Annotated in this window: 12 protein-coding genes; 5 read left to right on the top strand and 7 right to left on the bottom strand. The window is 51.8% G+C overall.

The features are described from left to right. Positions 1–59: 59 nt before the first annotated feature. Together TERTU_RS22140 and TERTU_RS03325 are read right to left on the bottom strand one after the other, a co-directional pair. Entirely contained in the window at positions 60–1,235 is a 1,176-nt protein-coding gene (locus tag TERTU_RS22140) for an endoglucanase (protein WP_086012130.1), read from the bottom strand. A gap of 267 nt (positions 1,236–1,502) precedes the next feature. Further along, on the bottom strand, positions 1,503–2,717 hold the full coding sequence (locus tag TERTU_RS03325) for an NPP1 family protein (RefSeq protein ID WP_041590043.1): 1,215 nt from the start codon (positions 2,715–2,717) through the stop codon (positions 1,503–1,505). A 448-nt stretch (positions 2,718–3,165) separates the two neighbouring features. Between TERTU_RS03325 and TERTU_RS03320 the strand changes: the two genes are divergently transcribed. Further along, positions 3,166–4,383, top strand: coding sequence for a helix-turn-helix domain-containing protein (locus TERTU_RS03320; protein ID WP_015819179.1), 1,218 nt, complete (start codon positions 3,166–3,168; stop codon positions 4,381–4,383). A 224-nt stretch (positions 4,384–4,607) separates the two neighbouring features. Then, positions 4,608–5,978, top strand: coding sequence for a glycoside hydrolase (locus TERTU_RS03310; RefSeq protein ID WP_015819956.1), 1,371 nt, complete (start codon positions 4,608–4,610; stop codon positions 5,976–5,978). Between the two features lie 180 nt (positions 5,979–6,158). Here the strand turns inward: TERTU_RS03310 and TERTU_RS03305 are convergent, their stop codons facing one another. From TERTU_RS03305 to TERTU_RS03290, 4 genes are all read right to left on the bottom strand, one after another. Continuing rightward, entirely contained in the window at positions 6,159–7,025 is an 867-nt protein-coding gene (locus TERTU_RS03305) for a delta-class carbonic anhydrase (RefSeq protein WP_015820526.1), read from the bottom strand. Positions 7,026–7,399: 374 nt separating this feature from the next. Continuing rightward, a complete protein-coding gene (locus TERTU_RS03300; protein WP_015819695.1) occupies positions 7,400–8,872 on the bottom strand; it encodes a glutamate synthase subunit beta in 1,473 nt (490 codons plus the stop codon). Next, positions 8,872–13,479, bottom strand: coding sequence for a glutamate synthase large subunit (gltB, locus tag TERTU_RS03295; protein WP_015819496.1), 4,608 nt, complete (start codon positions 13,477–13,479; stop codon positions 8,872–8,874). The genes TERTU_RS03300 and gltB overlap by 1 nt, the downstream gene beginning before the upstream one ends. Before the next feature lie 452 nt (positions 13,480–13,931). Then, positions 13,932–14,174, bottom strand: coding sequence for a hypothetical protein (locus tag TERTU_RS03290; RefSeq protein ID WP_015818026.1), 243 nt, complete (start codon positions 14,172–14,174; stop codon positions 13,932–13,934). 439 nt (positions 14,175–14,613) lie between these two features. On the opposite strand from TERTU_RS03290, the gene TERTU_RS03285 reads away from it, so the two are divergent. Further along, positions 14,614–14,832 (top strand): hypothetical protein, encoded by a 219-nt coding sequence (locus TERTU_RS03285; RefSeq protein ID WP_015820469.1) that lies wholly within the window; start codon positions 14,614–14,616, stop codon positions 14,830–14,832. Positions 14,833–14,842: 10 nt separating this feature from the next. Here TERTU_RS03285 and TERTU_RS03280 read toward each other — a convergent pair whose 3' ends face one another. Then, complete coding sequence (locus tag TERTU_RS03280; RefSeq protein ID WP_015818962.1) at positions 14,843–16,372, bottom strand: transglutaminase-like domain-containing protein; 1,530 nt, start codon at positions 16,370–16,372, stop codon at positions 14,843–14,845. A gap of 530 nt (positions 16,373–16,902) precedes the next feature. Here TERTU_RS03280 and TERTU_RS03275 point away from each other — a divergent pair. Next, positions 16,903–18,735, top strand: a complete 1,833-nt coding sequence (locus TERTU_RS03275) for a putative bifunctional diguanylate cyclase/phosphodiesterase (RefSeq protein WP_228378254.1) — start codon at positions 16,903–16,905, stop codon at positions 18,733–18,735. Between the two features lie 347 nt (positions 18,736–19,082). Then, entirely contained in the window at positions 19,083–20,024 is a 942-nt protein-coding gene (locus TERTU_RS03270) for a DUF6635 family protein (protein ID WP_019602024.1), read from the top strand. Positions 20,025–20,109: the final 85 nt, after the last annotated feature.

Below are 20,109 nucleotides of genomic sequence, written 5' to 3'. Positions count from 1 at the left end.
CGAGCACGATTTACCGGCTGTTTACCACTCTTGTGGGCGCTGCGTTGGCCCTGACTGGTTTAGTAACAGCTGGTATCCACATCGTTAAGAAAACCCCGATCCACGCCAGAGGTCGTGACCAGGTCATCCGGACAGGCCACTTCGTAATACTTTAACGATGGATTGTCGGCAGCTTCATACCAGTTTACAAACCACATACAGCCTTCATAGAGTTCGGTTAATCCCCGCTGCCCGAATACGCTGTCGCAACGCTGCGCCACGCAGCTTTTGTACGACTCTTTGCTGGCGTTATAGCCGAGCTGGTCCTTACACGCAGAGAGGAAACCGCCATACTGCGCCCCCAACTCGTCATCTGACACACCCCACTGACTGGAACAAGCGTTGAAAGCACCGACACCACCACCCGGGATCAACACATCCAGTTGCCCCCCTGCCACGTCGTAACCGATATTGGTTGCCTGTACGATCATTGCTTTGCCCGCAAGCGCGGCAGAACCAGGGTCGTCACCGCCATTGTGGGAGCGACCGCTAAACTCCAGGCGGTAGCAGCGACCGCAAACGTCACCGGTTGCCGGCACTGCCGCAAAACCATACGACAAGGTGTCGCTCACCGCCCAGGGCACCAGGCTGTGACAGGTATGGGCGTCTCCCCCGTCGCAACTGCTGGCAGCATTAACATCCGGCAGTACCTGATCCTGTGTACTACAGGCTGGGAGCGCCTCAACGCCAGGTGGATTGTTCGATGACCAGCTACAGTGCGCCTTACAGCAATCCCAGTATCGCGTGGCATAACCGTCGCACCCAACTGGCGCCGCACCCGAACTTGAACTTGAACTTGAACTTGAACTTGAACTTGAACTGGCACTAGAGCTAGAGCTAGAGCTAGAGCTAGAGCTAGAAGATGATGACGACGAGCTACTCGATGACGAACTACTGCTAGACGATCCGCCGATCACAACGCCGCCCGAAGAGCTGCTTGAACTGGAGCTACTGCTGCTGGACGAGCTGGAGGCCGCCCCACTCGAAGAAGAGCTGCTCGACGAAGAACTGCTTGAAGATGAGCTACTGGAAGAGCTGGAACTGTTGGACCCGCTTTCCGAGCCCCCACCTGCTGGCAACTCCTGCTCACTCTTCGCCAGTGAGGACCCACCGCCACCGCACGCGATTAAAAACCCGCTGAGTGAAGCGACCAGAATCAGACGACTACCGATAGCCGCAAATTTTGAATACATCATGAATACCCTCTACCACGGTTGATCGCGTAATAACGATCAGATTCAGCAGCACAGGGTTATAGCATGCGGGAAAATATCCGATGAGATTGGCGCCACACTTTCCAGCGCAGCCAAGTCTCGATTAATGAAGAAGTGAACCAGTGCGCAGGGAGTACAGTGAGTTATTCGAAAAGCACGGAGTAGCCCCGGCCCTCAGGCAATGGCGGCGCTTCCCTGCACCGCCTTTAAAGTCCGCGAATAAAGTCGCGGATATCGCTGCCGGGTTAATTAAGGCGCGATGGTCCAGCGTTGGTTGTCGCCACCCCAGTTATCCCAGGTACCAACATTATCGGCGGGGTTGGTGCCGTAGCCATCGAGAACCTGACTGCTCATGGTTCGCAGACTGATAGAACCGTCGCCATTGATGGAAAATTTCTGGGCATCACTGCCGTTACACTGCCAGATAACAACGTTGGCACCGTTTCCCCACACACTGCTGTTATCCAAACAAAACGCAGAGTCGTGCTGGCTGCGGATTTCACCACTGCCCTCGCTGTAAGACCAGGCCTGCCATGGTGTGTTGGTGCAATGCCACTGGATAACACTGGTTCCATTGGCCATAACCGCGTCGTCAATATCCAGGCACAGGCCTGACGCATTGTTTACCAGCGAAAAATAGCCCGCGCTACTACCGCCGATACTGGTAAACACCGGGTAAGCTGCCGGGCGATAATTATTGATATTGGCGAGGAAATTACTGTCTTTCATTGGCACTGTGCCCGAGCCGTAATCGTACGAATTAAACATCGCGCGCAACTGAGCATTATCGATTCCGTCGCCAGACATTACATCCCAGCTAATTATTAATGGCGTTACAAAGGTGCCATAGGCATTTTCTGCCGCTTCGTTACTGCCGGCAAAACGCATTGCGTGTGTGCTGAGGCCGTCTTTGTGGTACACAATTTTCAGGTGACCATTTTGTTTTGGCAGCTGGTTGAAAGGCTGGGTGAAGAGATCCCCGTGCGCACTGTAACTACCGTGGGTCACTTGTCCATTTGTCGTCCATACGGCGGCGTGTTCCCAATCGTGTCGATGCCCACTTTGGATGTAGTTCACTACCTGGTCTTTTTCGAAATACAAGGCAAAGAAATGCGCGCAATAGGTATTGCCTTGTGATTGCTGACACGCGTGACGATGCAGCGTGTTAGATGAATCCAAAAATGTATTGGTGCGGCAGTTACCGGTAATCGTGCCCGTCGGGCGCAGACCGGGGTTTTGCTCTCCAGTACGGCTGATGCCGGCGCTCGGAAGACACCCGTCACCATCGAAATCAAACACCGGCGCTATCGCCGCCACGTCAATGTCGCCAGGTAAGGCTTCATCCATCCGATAAAAATCTTCAGCGGTCGCGCTCAGCGCCAACACCGAGGCGAACACACCCATCATTGCTTTGTTCAAAAAAATCATTAGGTTCTCCTGTTTCCCAAAAATGCGCAGATTCATTGTTATCGTTCTGCACATCGAAATTCACAGAGCTTGCTTCTGCGAACCAAAAACAGTAGAAAAATATCGTGACGTCTTTTTTACCTGTTTTTAATAGTTAGATGACAACACCAGGTAAACCGAACCGGTTCACAAAGTGGGTTTTTACGCGCGCGTTAACCTAACTTTACAGTGCCTGGCCTTGACGACCTCTTAACTATTGGGCAAGTACCTGACAGACTCATTCCGCTCCCGCGGTTTCCACGCTGAGATCAATGAATACATAAAACAGGGTGACAAATTCGCAGATACGCCAGCATTGACTACACTGGATTTTCAGGCGCGAAGAACCGAAAATGTGAATCTTCGCAGCATTTTTTGCGTTACCAGGTGTCGTATCCAAGCTGCTCAACTAAAATAACAAACCTTGCCGGTTATCAGCTGTATTCGAGGCACACCCCATAGACCCATGCGTTTACCCAGTTTTATCTCCTTCCAGCGTATTAAGCGCATAGTCGGCAAGCCCGCCGTTCATTTGCCGCTAGCAACCGGGATCTTTGTCGGTCTGGGGTTTCTCCTGCACGAACTGTCGGCGGTAGAACACCCACTACTGCCAGCCAGCGACAGCCGACACGCCTGGTCCGTGGTACCTGGCACAGATGAGCAAGAAGGTACCGGGTCGAGTATCAGTATCCAGGAACAACAATACAGCCTGGACTACACCTTCACGCTCGACAGCAAGAATCCCTACCCGTTCGCCCACCTGGGTATTTGGTTCGCACGAGGCAAAGATCCCGCATCGCTCAAGAACTGGAGCAACTATACCCACCTCGATCTAACCGTTCGCTGTATGCCAGACAACGTACTGGTGTTCATCCTGCAGACATTTGATGAAAAAGTAAGCAAATTTGGCAATATTGAAAGCTTCCGCCCATCGCATGCGTTATTCGAATGTAACGACAAATGGCGCACCGTCAAAATAGACCTAAGGAAATTGAACACCCCGGAATGGTGGCTACAACGCTCAAATTTGCCTATTACAGATAACGCTTACGATCTAACCAGAATCAAGAGTTTCGCGCTGGGCAATAGCAGCCAGAGCCCAAGGGATGTGGTGTCACAAGTCAAAGTGGCCGAGATGAGTCTCCAAGGCAACAATCTCATTCTGTTTTATTGGGGATGTGTGCTGCTGGCGCTCACTTGGATAGCGCTGATTTACAACGCATCGCGACAGCGCACCAAGCGCTTGCTTGCAGAGCAGCAAGAGAAAGCCAAGCTGCTGAATCTTCAACAATCCTATCAGCCGTTGCCATCTGATAGTAAAAAGACTCAGGAAAAGCGTGCACTCCTCCAGCTAATGACCACTGAATTTGCCAACCCGGAGCTAAATCTGGAAACGGCCATCTCGCGCCTCGGGATGAATCGCACCAAGCTGAATGCGACTCTGAAAGAGGAAACCGGCATGACTTTCAGCACCTGCCTCAACCACCTGCGCCTCACCGAAGCTGCACGCTTACTACGTGAGACCGACCAGAGTGTCGCCGAGATCGCATTCCGGGTTGGTTACAACAACGCATCCTATTTCAACCGGGTTTTCCGCAAAGCGTACGATTGCACCCCGGGTGAATTCAAGCAGAGCAATAAACCCCTCGAACCGCCTATCAACGACACCACCGACGCCAATTAATACTCAACTTTAGTGTTGGATTTTTTGCAGTAAACGTTGCACTTTTGGTGCAGTGACAGTCTTATTGTTCATTTTGCACTCTTTTTGTCACCGGTTTCCCTAAATTATCTCGGTAAGCAGGCTGACGCTCTTTTCGCCCTTTAGTGGCGGACGAAGCGTTTATTTTGGCCCTACAATAACGAGATTAATTTGCCATGCGCCACTGCCGGACACGATTCAACTCCTTGCTCACCGCAATATACATTGCCTCCCTAACTGCGTGTGGGGGCTCCTCTGGCGGCACCACAACCGGCACCAGTTCGAGTTCAAGTAGTTCGAGTTCCAGCAGCTCTAGCTCGAGCAGCTCGTCGTCTTCCAGCAGCGGTGCAGCAATCTCAGCGACTATCTCCATTGAAGAGTCCACGCGCTACCAAACCATCGCGGGCTTCGGCGCTGCGCTCCCCATGTGGGGCTCGCAAATGCTATTTGACAGCGAGATAAAGTCGCTGGTGGGCACCGGTGAGAACGAGCTGGGCCTTTCAATCTTACGAACCATCATTAATCCAACCCAGGATAGCTGGCCCCTGGCCGTGGATAACCTGAAGCTCGGCAAGAGCTACGGCGATGACTTGCAAATTTTAGCTACGCCCTGGTCCCCACCCTCTGAGTACAAAACGAACAACAGCACCGTTGGCGGCGGCAAGCTGCTGGTTGAGCATTACGGCGACTACGCCGCACACCTGAACAATTACGTTTCGTACATGCGCAATCAGAATGTAGATATTGATGTAGTTTCTGTACAAAACGAGCCCGACTGGCACCCGGATTACGAGTCGTGTGACTGGACAGGTGAAGAACTACGCGATTTTGTGCGCGATTACGGGCAGCAGATCGACGCCAAATTGCTGGTCGGCGAATCCTTGCGATTCAATCGGAGTTACACCGACCCAACGCTCCAAGACGACCAGGCAGTGGACAACCTCGATATTGCCGGCGGTCATCTGTATAGCGCCATTACCAGCGGCACATTCGAACGCTACGAACTGGCGGAGCAGAAGGGCAAACAAGTCTGGATGACCGAGTGGTTAATACACGAAGCCGACGGCGAGGGTGCCGCAATTTGGGGTGGTGATAATCAAGCGGTTTGGGACGAAACCCTGGACGATGTGCTCTACAGCATGCATCACAGTATGGAGATTAATTGGAACGCGTATATCTGGTGGTGGGCTCGTCGATTCTACTCACTGATTGGCGATGGCGATGCGGCCTACGGCACCACACGAGGGGAAATTCTCAAGCGCGGCTGGGCCTTCTCTCAGTACAGCAAGTTTGTCCGCCCTGGCTATACCCGAGTGAAAGCCACACCGAGTGATTCCGAACTGGAGGTGACCGCCTACACAGGCGACGCGCAAACAATCTTGGTGGTCCTCAATCGCAGTACGAAGAATTACGATAATTTGTCCATAGCAAGCGAATCTGCGGCTATGAACGCAGAAGCCTTTGTTACCTCGCGAAGTCAGAATCGCGCGGCAACACCAGTAACAGTGAGTGCCGGTAACATTGCCCTGGAAACACTTCCCGCGCGCAGTATTACCACACTCGTTATCGAACACTAACGGTACGGTAGGCCGCTACCCGCCGTACCTGTTAGCGTAGAGCCGAGGCCACCTTGTCCAGGCCTCACGTAGAGCTCACTCCTTGGGCGTTTCGCGCTTAACCGCGTTGAAACGCTTTTTTTTATTGTTAAATTCTTACACATATGCACCAGCGTGCTCTGTGTAAAAATGTACGCTGCGCTATTTAATATCAGAAATTAAATCCGGGTTAATGACCAGATTGCGTACCCCGTGCGCATGATCCTCCTCGAACGCATTCCCTTTACACCACTTGCCTACGGTTTCAATATTGACCTTTTCGACCTTTGGCCGCACGCTCCAGGTTACCTGAAACGGAGACGCTTTTTCGTTGTAACCCGGCCCCGTAGTCGAGCCAGTGTACACAATAGGCTTACCGGTTTTCTCCGGAATATGTTTGGCCTGGGCAAACCCGCCGCTCATTTCAAACTCTGTTAACTTGATAAAGTCCGCGGCTTTTTTATCGTTCACCAGAACAAATACCTGAGTTTCCACCCGCAGTTGTGGGTTGTTGGTTGCCTCACTCAAGCAGGAACCCAAAGTCGGGCCCGGTTTCACCGTCGCGGTCGAATGCACATAGTGGACTTCGATGGTATCGCCGGGGTAAAGGCTACCGTGATCGCTTGGGCAGATCTCGTGCTTAACTGGCTTCATTTCCTTGTGCGAAATCTCGCCCGTGTATTGATAGCCGCTGTTATAACCATGCCCGTCGCCATTGCCGGCGTACCGGGTAAACTCGCCGCCTTTGTGCTCCGCGTTTTTATGGAAATGAATGTTGCACAAGTTCATTTCGCTGTAAGGTGGAGCAAGTTCGAACATAACAGGGTTACTGCCTTTCATGGTTCCCAGGTCGCGCGGCGATTGCGGGCCAAATCCTTTTCCAGCAGAGGACGCCGCCAGTGCTGCGCGCTGCTCTGCGACAACATCGTCGCCCACAGACTTGTGGGATTTGTCACCGTGGTCCCCCGCACATACAGGAAAGGACAGTGCGAGGCTGGACGCACATAAAAGTAACCAATGGCTATTCACATTCAATCTCCTGAAAGAGTTAAGAGTCTCGCCAATAAATGTGATTCGAATTTAAAGGCTGAACGTAATTGCGCAAAACATCGGGCAGTGGAATTTTACTGAGTGTAGCACCAGATTTTTCGGTGTACGCTTAACGGGACGGTTATAACAAAACGTATTATTAAAAAATTTATGTAATTGTTTTTTTGCTAAGGACGCAGCAAAAAAAAGCAAATTCTGGAGGTCTACAGTCAAGTGATTGGGTTCGATAAGATATGTGCGTCTACACTATTCATCTAAGCTATTCGTCTACGCTATTGCCAAGATTTAGTGGCGCCAAAACGGCGCCAACTGCCAGCACTGGTCACGCTTCAGGGCAACAGCGAATACCCGCTTTAGCCCTTTAAAAAAGCATCAACAACTTTCGCGCAACGGCGACCTTCATCAATGGCCCACACAATCAGACTCTGACCACGCCTTGCGTCGCCGCAAGCGTAAACACCCGCAACATTGGTGGCGAAGTCTCCATACTCTGCGGCTACATTGGTGCGGTTATCTCGAGTGACACCACATTGCTCCAACACAGCCGCCTCCGGCCCGGTGAAGCCCATCGCCAACAACACGAGATCTGCCGCGAAGACTTTTTCTGAGCCGACCTGCTCGTGAGGAACCGGCCGCCCGGCAGCATCGTTCTGCCACACGACATCCACGGTGTGGACTTCTGTTACCTTGCCGTTTTCATCGCCAACCAAACGCTTGGTCATAGTTTGATAATGGCGGGGATCATCGCCCTGTACCGCAATCGCTTCACGCTGGCCGTAATCCACCAACAGCGTTTTCGGCCACTCAGGCCAAGGGTTGTCCGCCGCCCGTTTTAGCTGCGGTTGCGGCATAATTTCCAGCTGCACAACGTGTTTGCAGCCTTGACGCAATGCCGTGGCGACGCAGTCGGTGCCAGTATCACCGCCACCAATAATCACCACGTTTTTACCTGCCGCATTCAATTCGCTGCTGCTCGCAGAATCTCCATCGAGCAGTGCGCGCGTGCTCGCCGTTAAATAGGTCATTGCAAAATGGACGTTGTCCAGCGCACGTCCTTCGACGGCCAAATCCCGCGGCTGGGTAGCACCGGTAGCCAGCACAATGCTATCGAAGGTCGAAGTCAGTTCAGCGGTCGTGATATCTCGACCGACCTCGACACCCGTGCGAAACTCGACGCCCTCTTCTTTTAACAATTGAACGCGGCGTTCGACAACAGGTTTTTCCAATTTCATATTGGGAATACCGTACATGAGCAAACCACCAATACGGTCCGCACGTTCAAACACCACCACGCTGTGACCGTATTTATTAAGCTCCGCTGCCGCCGCCAGACCCGCAGGACCGGAGCCGACGACCGCGACTTTTTTACCGGTGCGCTGTGGCGGCGGATTGGCCGTCACCCAACCTTCGCTAAAGGCTTTTTCGATAATGGCAAATTCGTGGTGCTTAATCGTGACCGGCGGCGCATTAATGCCCAGCACACACGCGCCTTCGCAAGGTGCGGGACACACGCGCCCGGTAAACTCAGGAAAATTATTGGTGCGATGCAAACGCGCCACCGCTTCTTGCCAGCGCCCCTGGTACACCAGGTCATTCCATTCGGGAATTAAATTATTTACCGGGCAACCCGCCACCTTGGGCGCAACCGCACTGTTGCCGCTCTGACAAAAAGGAACACCACAATCCATACAGCGCGCGGCCTGTTCGCGGATATCCGCCTCCGCCATGTGTTCGTGAACTTCACACCAGTCCTGCAACCGCTGCTGCGGATCGCGGTCATTCGGCAGGATGCGATCGACGTTTAAAAATCCGGTTGGGTTTCCCATTATTTCGCTCCCCCTGCCATTTTTTGTAAATGCATTTCAAACGCAGCCTCGGCTATTTGCTGCTCATTTCGGTAGTTGCCGCTTGCGCGCGCCTGAGCCATATAACCCTGCATACGCTTGTAATCCACTGGCATGACCTGGATAAAACACCGTTGCGCGCGGTCCCAGTCAGCCAGAATTTCCGCCGCGACATCCGACTCGGTTGCTACATGATGATCCGCAATCAGCGCTTTAAGTTCGGCGAGGTCAGCGGTGCTTGGCGCAGCTTCCAGCTCAACCATTTCCCGATTGCATCGGCTGGCGAAATTGCCGTTATTATCAAATATCCAGGCCACGCCGCCACTCATGCCTGCGGCAAAGTTGCGGCCGGTTTCACCGAGAATAACCACCGTGCCACCGGTCATATATTCACAGCCGTGATCACCGACACCTTCAACTACAGCAATCGCCCCCGAATTTCGGACACAAAAGCGTTCGCCAGCAACGCCGCGAATAAATGCGCGACCGCGGGTAGCGCCGAACAAGGCAACGTTGCCCACCAAAATATTCTCTCTGGGATTAAACGGCGACACCTTCGGCGGATAAACCACAAGCTCCGCCCCAGACAACCCCTTACCAAGATAATCATTCGCGTCGCCTTCCAGTTCAAACCGCAAACCCGGTGCGGCGAACGCGGCGAAACTCTGTCCGGCGGACCCACTAAATTTCACATCTATAGTGCCTGCAGGTAACCCCTCGGCGCCGTACTGCTTGCTGATTTCATTGGAAATCATCGTGCCGACACTGCGCTGGGTATTGATAATATTCTTTTGCAACTGGATCGGCTGTTTATGTTTTAACGCCAGCTCGGCGTCACGCATCAGCTCGCGGTCGAGAATATCGTCGATCAGATGTTTTTGTGGTTGACTGCAGTACAGCGTTTCCCCCGCCTGCAATGCTGGTTTATAGAGAATGGGTGATAAATCCAGATGTTTTATTTTCCAGTGCGCGAGATCGTTGCGCACTTGCAGACACTGCGCCTGGCCTACCATCTCATCAATGGTACGAAAACCCAGTTCCGCCATTATTTCCCGCAACCCCTGGGTGAGCATTTTGAAAAAATTCACTACATGCTCGGCGCGACCGTTGTAACGTTCGCGCAGGGTTTTATTTTGTGTGGCGATACCCACAGGGCAGGTATTGAGATGGCATTTGCGCATCAGTGTACAACCCTCAACCACCAGCGCGGCGGTGGCCACACCCCATTCCTCGGCGCCCAACAACGTGGCGATGGCTAAGTCGCGCGGCGTTTTCATCTGGCCGTCGGCCTGCACTACGATGCGGCTGCGCAATCGGTTTTTAACCAGGGTCTGGTGAGTCTCCGCCAGCCCAAGCTCCCAGGGTAGCCCCGCGTGCTTTATGGAACTCAACGGCGATGCGCCGGTACCGCCATCGTACCCGGCGATAAGCACAACATCGGCATAGCCTTTACACACCCCGGCGGCGATGGTTCCCACTCCAGCTTCCGATACCAATTTGACATTAATACGCGCGCTGCGATTGGCATTTTTCAAATCGAAAATCAGCTGGGCTAAATCTTCGATGGAATAAATATCGTGGTGTGGCGGCGGAGAAATCAAGCCCACGCCCGGCGTGGAGCCACGCGTGCGACCGATCCATGCATCGACTTTATGGCCCGGCAATTGCCCGCCTTCGCCGGGTTTAGCTCCCTGGGCCATTTTTATCTGAATTTCATCGCAATTAGACAAATAATAACTGGTAACGCCAAAGCGACCGGAGGCGACCTGTTTTATTCGGCTCAGCATGGAATCGCCATTATCTTCCGGCGTAAACCGCACCGGATCTTCGCCACCCTCACCGCTATTGCTACGTCCGCCAAGTCGGTTCATTGCGATAGCAAGCGTGGTATGCGCTTCCCAGCTGATAGAGCCGAAACTCATGGCGCCAGTCGCGAACCGCTTGTAGATATTTTCGGCGGGCTCGACGTCCTCCAGCGAAATCGACGGACGGTCCGGGGCAATATTTAACAGGCCGCGCAGGGTGTATGCTGCCTGCGCCTGATCATCCACAGCGCGCGCGTACTCCTGAAACTGCGTGTAGTCATTTGCAGCGGTGGAATGTTGTAACAAGCGGATAGTGGTTGGATTAAATAAATGGCGTTCGCCGTCGTGGCGCCAGGCGTAGTCACCGCCGCTTGCCAGTAGATCATCAACATAAATCGTATTCGCTGCAGGAAAACCTTCCCGATGCCGCAGCTGGGCTTCGCGTGCAATTTCAGCTAAACCAATGCCGCCGATACGACTGATAGTACCGGTAAAATAACGCTTAATCAGATCACTGTTAACACCGAGCGCTTCAAAAATCTGCGCTCCCTGGTAACTCTGCAACGTCGAAATTCCCATCTTGGAAAAAATCTTTAACAAGCCCGAGTTTACCGCTTTGGTGTATTTGGCGAGCGCTTTGGCGGCGTCCAGCGATTTGTTGAATATTTTCTCCTCCGCCATATGCCGCAACGTTTCAATGGCCAGATACGGATTGACCGCAGCAGCGCCATAGCCAATTAAAGTTGCGAAATGGTGGGTTTCACGAACGTCCGCTGCCTCTACCAGCAATTCCGCTTTCGCCCGTAATCCGGCCCGAATTAAATCGTGGTGAACAGCTGCAGTGGCCAGCAACGAGGGAATGCCCGCATTATCTCTATCCACAGTGCGATCACTCAAAATCAGAATGGTGGCCCCGTGTTGAACCGCATCGCGGGCGCGGCCACACAACACTTCGAGCGCGCTTTGTAGTGTTTGCTCACCGCCATCGACCAAAAACGTAATAGGCAAAGTAACAGCAGTTAAACCCGGCAAGGACACGGCCTTCAGCTTTGCCATTTGCTCGTTGCTCAAAACGGGCTGCAGTATTTCCACCTTGCGGCAATGAGCAGGAGTGGCTTGCAGCAAATTTTGCGACGCACCTACACAGGTGCGCAACGACATCACCATTTCCTCGCGAATGGGATCGATAGGCGGATTGGTTACCTGGGCAAATAATTGCTTGAAGTAGTTTGCAAGGTGTTGCGGTTTATCGCTCAAAACTGCGAGGGGATTGTCCGCACCCATAGCGCCAAGTGGCTCTTTACCACTATCGACCATGGCTTTTAAAATGAGGTTGATATCTTCGTGGGTATAACCAAACGCTTTTTGGCGACGCGTTAAGGGCGCTACATTTTTTTCATCCGCTACTACGTCAGCCGCTGGTAAATCGTCCAACGCCACTTTGTTTTCTGCCAGCCATTGGCCGTAGGGCTGCTGAGAGCATATATCGGTTTTAATTTCTTCATCAGAAATAATCCGGCCAGCGGTGAGGTCAGCAATAAATATTTTGCCCGGCTGCAAACGCCCCTTTTGAATAACCCGTGCAGGGTCTATACACAGCGCGCCGGTTTCTGAGCCCATTACCACCATATCGTCGTCAGTTACCAGAAAGCGCGAGGGGCGCAAACCGTTGCGATCGAGCGTGGCGCCAATGACGCGGCCATCTGTAAAACTCACCGAGGCAGGGCCGTCCCACGGCTCCATAATGTTGGAGTAGTATTCATAAAAAGCGCACTTTTCCGGCGCCATATCCGTTTGCGTTTGCCAGGCTTCCGGGATGACCATCATCATCACCTGGGCCAGCGGCCGGCCGGCAAGCGTCAGCAATTCAATGACGAGGTCCAGGTTGGCGGAATCGGAGCTGTCACGGTTGCACACCGGGTGCAAGAGCTCGAGTTCTTCCGCACTGAAATTAATAGATTCAAACAGCGCCTGGCGCGCCATCATCCAGTTAATATTGCCGCGCACCGTATTGATCTCGCCATTGTGGCTCAGATAACGAAACGGCTGCGCGCGTCGCCACGCGGGAAAGGTATTAGTTGAAAAACGGCTGTGGAACATTGCCAATGCCGAAGTAAACGCTGGATCGCGCAGATCTAAATAATACTTCGCCACCTGAGCCGTGGTCAGCTGGCCTTTATAAACCACCGTGCGACTCGAAAGGCTGGCAATATAAAAGCCGTCTTTTTCGCAGTCGACACGATCGTATGCGCTATAAACAGTGGCTTTACGGGCAACATAGAGCTTGCGTAAAAATTCATCTTCAGAAAGCTGCGCAGGCTTCGCCACAAAGATTTGCGCGATTTTGGGCTCGCTCGCCCGCGCCGAGTCGCCGAGAGAGTGATTCTCGGTTGGCACATCCCGATAACCCAACACCGGCAACCCCAAAGATTCCAGGGTCTCTTCCAACACGCGTTTACTTTGCTTAACCTGTTCTTCATTGTTGGGAAAAAACAGCATTCCAACACCGTAATCGCCTGGATCTGGTAGCTCAATACCAAGTTCGGCCGCTTTACCGCTGAAGAAATCGTGAGGGATCTGAACAAGAATACCTGCGCCATCACCACTGTGAATATCGTACCCCGTGCCACCTCGATGCTCCATGCAGGTCAGCATGGTGAGTGCGTTGGTTATAATGTCGTGCGATTTTTTACCCTTGAGGTTTGCAACAAAACCGATACCACAGGCATCGTGTTCGAAATCGGGATGATATAAACCTTGAGCACTATAATTTTGATGATTCATACTTGTTCTCGCACTTGTTCTATTCTTCTGCTACTCACCTTTTGCGCATGCAGCTCGCTTAAAATCTGGCCTGTTTTTACACCCGGGTACATTTAGCCCACAGACGAATTTCTGAAATTAATAGAAAGCGGGACCGGCTTCCTTGATGAAAAGCAATAATGGCTGAATCCCTGCCCGGGAAAAGGCGTGCTAAACCTGCGGAAAGCAAAAACTTAATGATTAAGTTTTAACCTGCCGCTAAAGAACGAATCCGATGTGACCAATGCCGTAGGCATAAAAAAACCCCAGAGGATCGTCCTGATCACTCCGGGGCTACTCGTGGTGCTGTCGGCTCAAACCCTCTTAACGGGCTAAATTCCGTGCCGGTGCTTGTCTAGCGCGTTCTCTTGGGGAGTAACATTTTTCGCCAGCCAAGGGCTGCACTCCTGGTCAGCCCTAATTAGGTCGCAGCCTTAGTTCGCCGCCAGATAGCGCTCTGAATCCCCTTTGGCGACCTTAGCCATCTCGCGCTGCTCGATCACTTGGGGTTCGGCTTGTGCCTGCGCAGATTCAATCTCACGCAGCTTGGCTTCCATTTCTGGTAGCACGCCGATCATTCCTGCAGTCGCATAGTCCAGTCGCTCCTCTGCCAGAACAACACTGCTAACGGACATCAATACACCAGCAACGGCCAATACTTTTACAAAAGATTTCATCGGTAACTCTCCATTTAAAAATTGAATAACTGTTAATTTGGTTTAACTCACCAGCCTTGGCGTGACTAAACAGGTTGCTGGCTCCGTTTGCTTTAGGTGTTATCACGAACCATGCCAAAGTTTAAATATTTTTTAAGCTATTGATTTTTAAAGGTTTTTATTTTTTACGATATTAAAACCTATAATTTAGCCCTGCTAGCAAGATCAAAAAGGCTAAATATTGGTTTTTTTGATCACACGACTTTTGGCGATTTTCGTCTAGTGGGGGATGGATTCAAGAAGGGGAGATATACGATTGAGAAATAAACAAAGCGCTCTAAATGTCATTCAAACGACATCAAACTGTAACATTCAAATTGGATAATTCGCCGTTGAATACTTGGGCCTGCCCTTGGCGGGCGAAATTATTAAACGACACCGAATTTATCAGGAGTTGAGCATGCGCACTTCCAGCCGCAAAACCTTCAGCCTCGTTTCATTGGTAGCTAGCCTGTTGGTATGCGCCAGTGTTTCTCCATTCACCTTTGCCGATGAAGCGGATCAGCAAACAGAAGAAATGACTGTTATGGGTGCAATGCATACCCCGCTCGTTGAAGACGCTGATCTGCAAGTATCTACCGACGAAAACATTCAGGATATCCCTGTTGTAGCGGAATAAGTGTGTAGCGTCACTCTTGACGCTTCTTCACCTGTAAGGCAGAGGTAATATCCAGCAGATGCAACTGCTCTGCGACCCGATAAAACTCTGCCTGCTCTCCATTGCTCAACGTGAGCGCGATATACCCACTGGTAAATCCATCCAGCCCCGCATCAAAACTTTCCCAACGCTCTCCAGTCCACGCCTGTACCCATGCGTGTGGCACAAACACATAACGGCGCCCAAAGAACTGATCGTTGTTGTAAGCCAGACCTACCGCGACCCGGGTGGGAATGCCGGCAGCCCTGCCGAGAGCCGCCAATAAAAGCGCATTTTCTGTGCAGTCACCTGAACGACTAAGAAAGGCTTCCTGCGCAGTGGCATAGCCTGAGAAGTTAACCTCCACCTGCATATGGCTGTGAACGTAACTGGCCAGACGCTCCATGACACGCCGGTTATCCCAGTTTCGTTCCGGGATTACCTTATCGATGACCTGCGCAAATTCGCCGAAATCAGACGTGAGCCAGTAGGTCGAGGCCAGAGCCGCTTTTAGTGCAGAGGGGGTCGGCGGGGGTTCAGTACCACAGGTGTTACACACATCGATTGTGTAACCATGCTCGGTCTTTGTGACCTTTTGTTCGCCGGTTTCCGGGGGGGCAAAGGTGAAATCCCCCTCCAGGGTATAGCGAACCTGCCCTGCAAGTGCAGTATCGGTGATTCGGTAAGGTGACTTAATCAACTGACGATAAACGTGGATAAGCGGCTTAAAGTCCTCCAGTGCACAGGCTTTGTCGCAGGTTTGCAGTGCGAATGGCTGGCCACCGGAAAGCGTTTGCTCAGTTTGACTATAAAAGTCGTCATCCGCATGCAAGGTGGTAACCTTGGCCCGCCCCCCTTTTCCTTGCAGGCGTGTTGAGCGGCCATCGGTATAACCCAGATAGGTCCGCTTTATCTCCCACGTAAGCTCAGGACTCCCGGCTTGCGCGATGCGCTTGGCGACCAGTCGGACTTTTTCGAAGCGAAACTTGGAGAAGCTCCAGGTAAAGTATTCCAGCTTGCGTTCGTCACCCCGCTTTTTCAACAGTGCCAGGCGCGCGCCCTCGCGCAAATAGAATGGCTGGGGGATCAGATACTCCATGGGAGCAGAGGTTAGCTTGTTATCTGGCACTACCTGCAACTTGCGTTTACCAACGCGAGCTGTCATTTGGTGGCGACTGTTTTTAGTTTTAACCGTTTTGAGAATTTCCAGGGGTTTACCGTCGAGTGTTTCGAAATAATCCACCACTGATTCCGTACGGCGCGGCTTTTCACCCGGTTGGCGAGTCACAATGACCAGGGTCTCCCGGGTGTTGATGGTATCGGCAACGATTGTGCGCTGAATATGGCGGTGGCCTATTTTTTCACCGTCCAGCGTCACCCGCTGCCACTGCTCAACTTCTTGACTGCCGCTGTTTTGTGGATCGCTCTCCAACGACATGTGAGAAAGCGATTCGGTAACTGCCGAAAACCCGGTCGAGGCCAGAACTGACAGTAAAACGGCCGTTAGTATTTTTTTAATCATTGTCGGTAAACTGAATTAACTACAAATGTGAAGCGTTTCGCCTTTTCGTTTGCCAACGACAAGAGATGCGAACCAAGGTTCGCTTGTAAGAGCCTGTTGACACTAGTTGCAAGAGTAACACATGGTCGGCGCTCTCGCTGTCTGGGCGCATCCGAGAAAGCAAGACTCGAACCCAAGGTGTCTTGGGCTTGGCAAAAACTACACTGAATATAATCGCCATCGCACTTACGAGTACCTTTTACGAAGCCGATAGCAGTTTCCAGCAAAATCCCCTAGACTAATCCGGTAACACTGGTGCAGTGAGTTAAAACCATGCGCGCAGCACGCGAAGGTAACCCGTTAACAAAAAATGCCTCGCCTCTAACGCCGCTCTATGGCGCCTTTAGCAAGTAACCACCGCACTCACTGCATACACTAGCGCGACTCAATATACTGAATAAATATTAAAAAAGCTTTTTAACGAAAGCAGGCGCCAATAGCCGTAGGTTGTGCGCACAAGGGACAGGTTAAGTGCATTTATGGAAGACGCATTGAGCATAATTTCAACTCAGCACCAACTGGGTATGGCTATAGGAATGGACCTTAAGCTTCGCCCAATGCTCCTTCACTTCAGTAAAAGTTGTCTTAATTGCTTAGATATTACGGCTATTCACTACTATTTCTATCAGGATGAACACCTAAAACACTATCTCAGTTTGCCGGTAGTCGACCAGAACGAAATACCAAGCGACGAAATACCCATGCTGGCAGAAAAATTTACCTCAGCAGCTTGCGGGTATCATGCCGTAAATGCAGAAGGTGAAAACAATGTTCGCTACTACTTCGCGCTGGGAGCAACGGGCTTTGCGTCCCTTCACAGTAGACAGACTTGTCTGGATAGCGCCACCTTGAATATGTTGCTGCCAATTTTCCAACGCCTGGCCATCAGCTGTCAGGCGTCTATTGAGCACGAACAACTACTGCAGGCGATTGATGCGCGTCAAAAAGCCGAGGAACTTATCACCCACCAGTTATACCACGACGACCTGACCAGCCTACCCAACCGTCGTCGCCTGATGCAGGAATTGGAAATTCAGCTTGAGCGGATGCGTGAAGAAAACCGTCAAGGTGCGCTGCTGTTTATCGATCTAAATCGCTTTAAAGCCGTTAACGATACCCTTGGCCATGCAGTGGGAGACCTTTTACTGCAAGCAGTAGCCAATCTGTTGCGCACCACACTGGCAGCAGGGGATTTTGTCTCTCGCCTCAGCGGCGATGAATTTGTCGTTCTGCTGGACGCAAGCCACATTGATTCCAAGCACAGTGACTGTGACATCATCCCTTTGACGGATCGGGTAGTGGACAAAGTGAAAGCCGCATTTTCACACCCTATACAAGCCGGGGAACACCTCCTGCACATCACGCCCAGCATCGGGATCGAGATCTTTCCCCACGAAAATGTCGATACGGCAAAAATTATGCGCAATGCCGACGCTGCCATGTACATTGCCAAGTCTCGCGGCCCAAATTCCGCCGTCTACTACCACCCCAGTATGTGCAAGGAAGTGGAGTTGCGGCTCGAAATAGAGAAAGAGCTGAAAACGGCCATTCGTTCAGCAGACGAATTCACTTTGTTCTACCAACCCCAATACGCGGCCACCGGAGAGTGTATCGGCGCCGAAGCACTTCTCAGGTGGAATACCGCACAACGAAATCTGAGCTGCCCCAGCATGTTTATTCCCGTCGCAGAAGACACCGGGCTAATGCTGGAGCTGGGGCGCTGGGTACTGTTTCGCGCATGCTCTCAACTGCGGGAATTGCAGGAAAGCTGTGTCCCCAACACGTTTAAACGGATATCCGTTAATGTCAGCGCGGCGCAATTTAATCAGGGCAATTTCCTCAACGATCTCATAAACGCAATCGACCAGACAGGCATAAATCCGAACATGCTCTGTATCGAGCTCACCGAAAGTTCACTTATCAAGAATGTGTCAGATACCGTCAGAAAAATGGGCGAACTGCGTAAACTAGGGATTCAGATCTCTGTTGATGATTTTGGCACAGGCTATTCCTCCCTGGCCTATCTCTCTCAATTTCCGATTTCCGCTTTAAAAATAGACCAGACTTTCGTGAGGAACCTGCACGAGAATAAAGGCAACAACGCTATTGTCGAAACTATTATGTCCCTTGGTGATAGCTTGAACTTATCGATCATTGCCGAAGGCGTTGAATGTCGCGAAGAATTGGACGCACTGCAATCACTGGGTTGCGAATACTACCAGGGGTTTTTGTTCAAACCACCACTTCCCTACGACCAACTTCTACCGCTGGCGCTTCAGGGTCAACCAACCATTAGTTATTCTACAGACCCCAGCGCCACCTAAACCGCGATGGCGCCCACTCACAACACGATTATTCACTCGTGAGCAAGGTAACTCCCCCATTAATCCTCAACGCTAACACTCGTCAGATGCGAGGGAACAGTAGCCACACTCACACCATAATGTGTGTTAGCTGCGTGTGGACAAATAATTGGTTACCTGATTGAATTCATGCAGCTATGGCCCGTCTATTCAGGCTCCAGCAGAGCGTATTGCATTAGTGTTAACAGACCCTGGGAATACAGGCACAGTGCGTCAAACAATAGCTGCGCTTCCATCCACAGCATATTGGCTTCACACTACGTACTGCCACGCTAATATTTGGCTAGCGCCCTCTAACCAGCAGGATTATGACCAAAAAAATAACACAACAGGAAATACAGGATCTGGCAGTCGAAGCGATCCATGAATACTTCGAAGCGTGTCGGGCTCGGGTTCCGGCGTTTGTACAACAGCACTACCGATATCCCGGCGCTTGGCGTACCAACCGGCGAGCCCTAGGGTTGGACCTGTTGCGAGCACCCATCAATCTTTTTTGGGCCCCGGTGTTTGGCGTGCTAAGCGTGGTACGGATAGGATTGCAGTTGTTGCGCTGGCAACGCGCGGCGGCGCTCCTTGGTCGGGTGCCGGAAGGCTTTAATACACAAGTGCAACACTATCTGGGGCTGTGCATCAGGCGAGACCTGATGCGGCTGGACTGCGACAGCGACAGTCTGGAAGCGCACATAACACGTAAACTGAGCGCCAGGTTTGGCGATGCTCATCCAGACCCGCAGGAACAGCAGGCATTTTTTCACCGTGCCGCAGCGATTGTTCACGAGGCTTTACAGGAGTATCGGGTTACCCGTACAGCATCTTCTGATATTACCAACACTATCACAAGCACCTTGGTCGGCGCGGCGGCCTTTCAAAAATTTACCCCCGGCGGCATTGGCATAGGATTTTTAATCGCTGCGCTGGTCGCCCGCTATCAAGCTGAACATGACTTTTTTTTGGGCAAAACGCTCGGTCGGTTTTACTATCAACTATTTCCACCGACACCAAGCTGGCAATTAACCGCCGCTGCACTTACCCTGGTGTTGGTGCTGCTCGCCTGCTTCGCCTCGTTTTCTGGTTTGGTTACCGATCCAATTCAGGCGCGACTGGGTTTACACCGGGTACGGCTGCAAAAAATGCTCTCCCATTTGGAGCGCGATATCAGTGCTCAAACCGCCAGTAGCTTTCGCCCCAAAGACCAATATGTTGCACGTATATTGGATTTGTTCGACGCGGTCAAATCGCATTTAAGTTAGCCTGTTCTGCCTCGGATTAAATAGCGTCGTTCCGCGCAATGATCAGCGTTTACAAATGCAGTGCGCAACCCGCATAGGTGAAGTT

It is taken from the genome of Teredinibacter turnerae T7901 (assembly GCF_000023025.1).
In the GTDB taxonomy this organism is placed as follows: Bacteria; Pseudomonadota; Gammaproteobacteria; order Pseudomonadales; family Cellvibrionaceae; genus Teredinibacter; species Teredinibacter turnerae_B.
The sequence above is the reverse complement of the archived record's forward strand: the minus strand, read 5'-3'. Positions and strand labels throughout refer to the sequence as shown.

Bases quoted from the DNA above. Each gene is read 5' to 3' on its own strand.
- TERTU_RS03325 (WP_041590043.1), bottom strand. From the start codon at position 2,717: ATGAATCTGCGCATTTTTGGGAAACAGGAGAACCTAATGATTTTTTTG.
- TERTU_RS03270 (WP_019602024.1), top strand. From the start codon at position 19,083: ATGACCAAAAAAATAACACAACAGGAAATACAGGATCTGGCAGTCGAA.
- TERTU_RS03290 (WP_015818026.1), bottom strand. From the start codon at position 14,174: ATGAAATCTTTTGTAAAAGTATTGGCCGTTGCTGGTGTATTGATGTCC.
- TERTU_RS03280 (WP_015818962.1), bottom strand. From the start codon at position 16,372: ATGATTAAAAAAATACTAACGGCCGTTTTACTGTCAGTTCTGGCCTCG.
- TERTU_RS22140 (WP_086012130.1), bottom strand. From the start codon at position 1,235: ATGATGTATTCAAAATTTGCGGCTATCGGTAGTCGTCTGATTCTGGTC.
- TERTU_RS03300 (WP_015819695.1), bottom strand. From the start codon at position 8,872: ATGGGAAACCCAACCGGATTTTTAAACGTCGATCGCATCCTGCCGAAT.
- gltB (WP_015819496.1), bottom strand. From the start codon at position 13,479: ATGAATCATCAAAATTATAGTGCTCAAGGTTTATATCATCCCGATTTC.
- TERTU_RS03285 (WP_015820469.1), top strand. From the start codon at position 14,614: ATGCGCACTTCCAGCCGCAAAACCTTCAGCCTCGTTTCATTGGTAGCT.
- TERTU_RS03320 (WP_015819179.1), top strand. From the start codon at position 3,166: ATGCGTTTACCCAGTTTTATCTCCTTCCAGCGTATTAAGCGCATAGTC.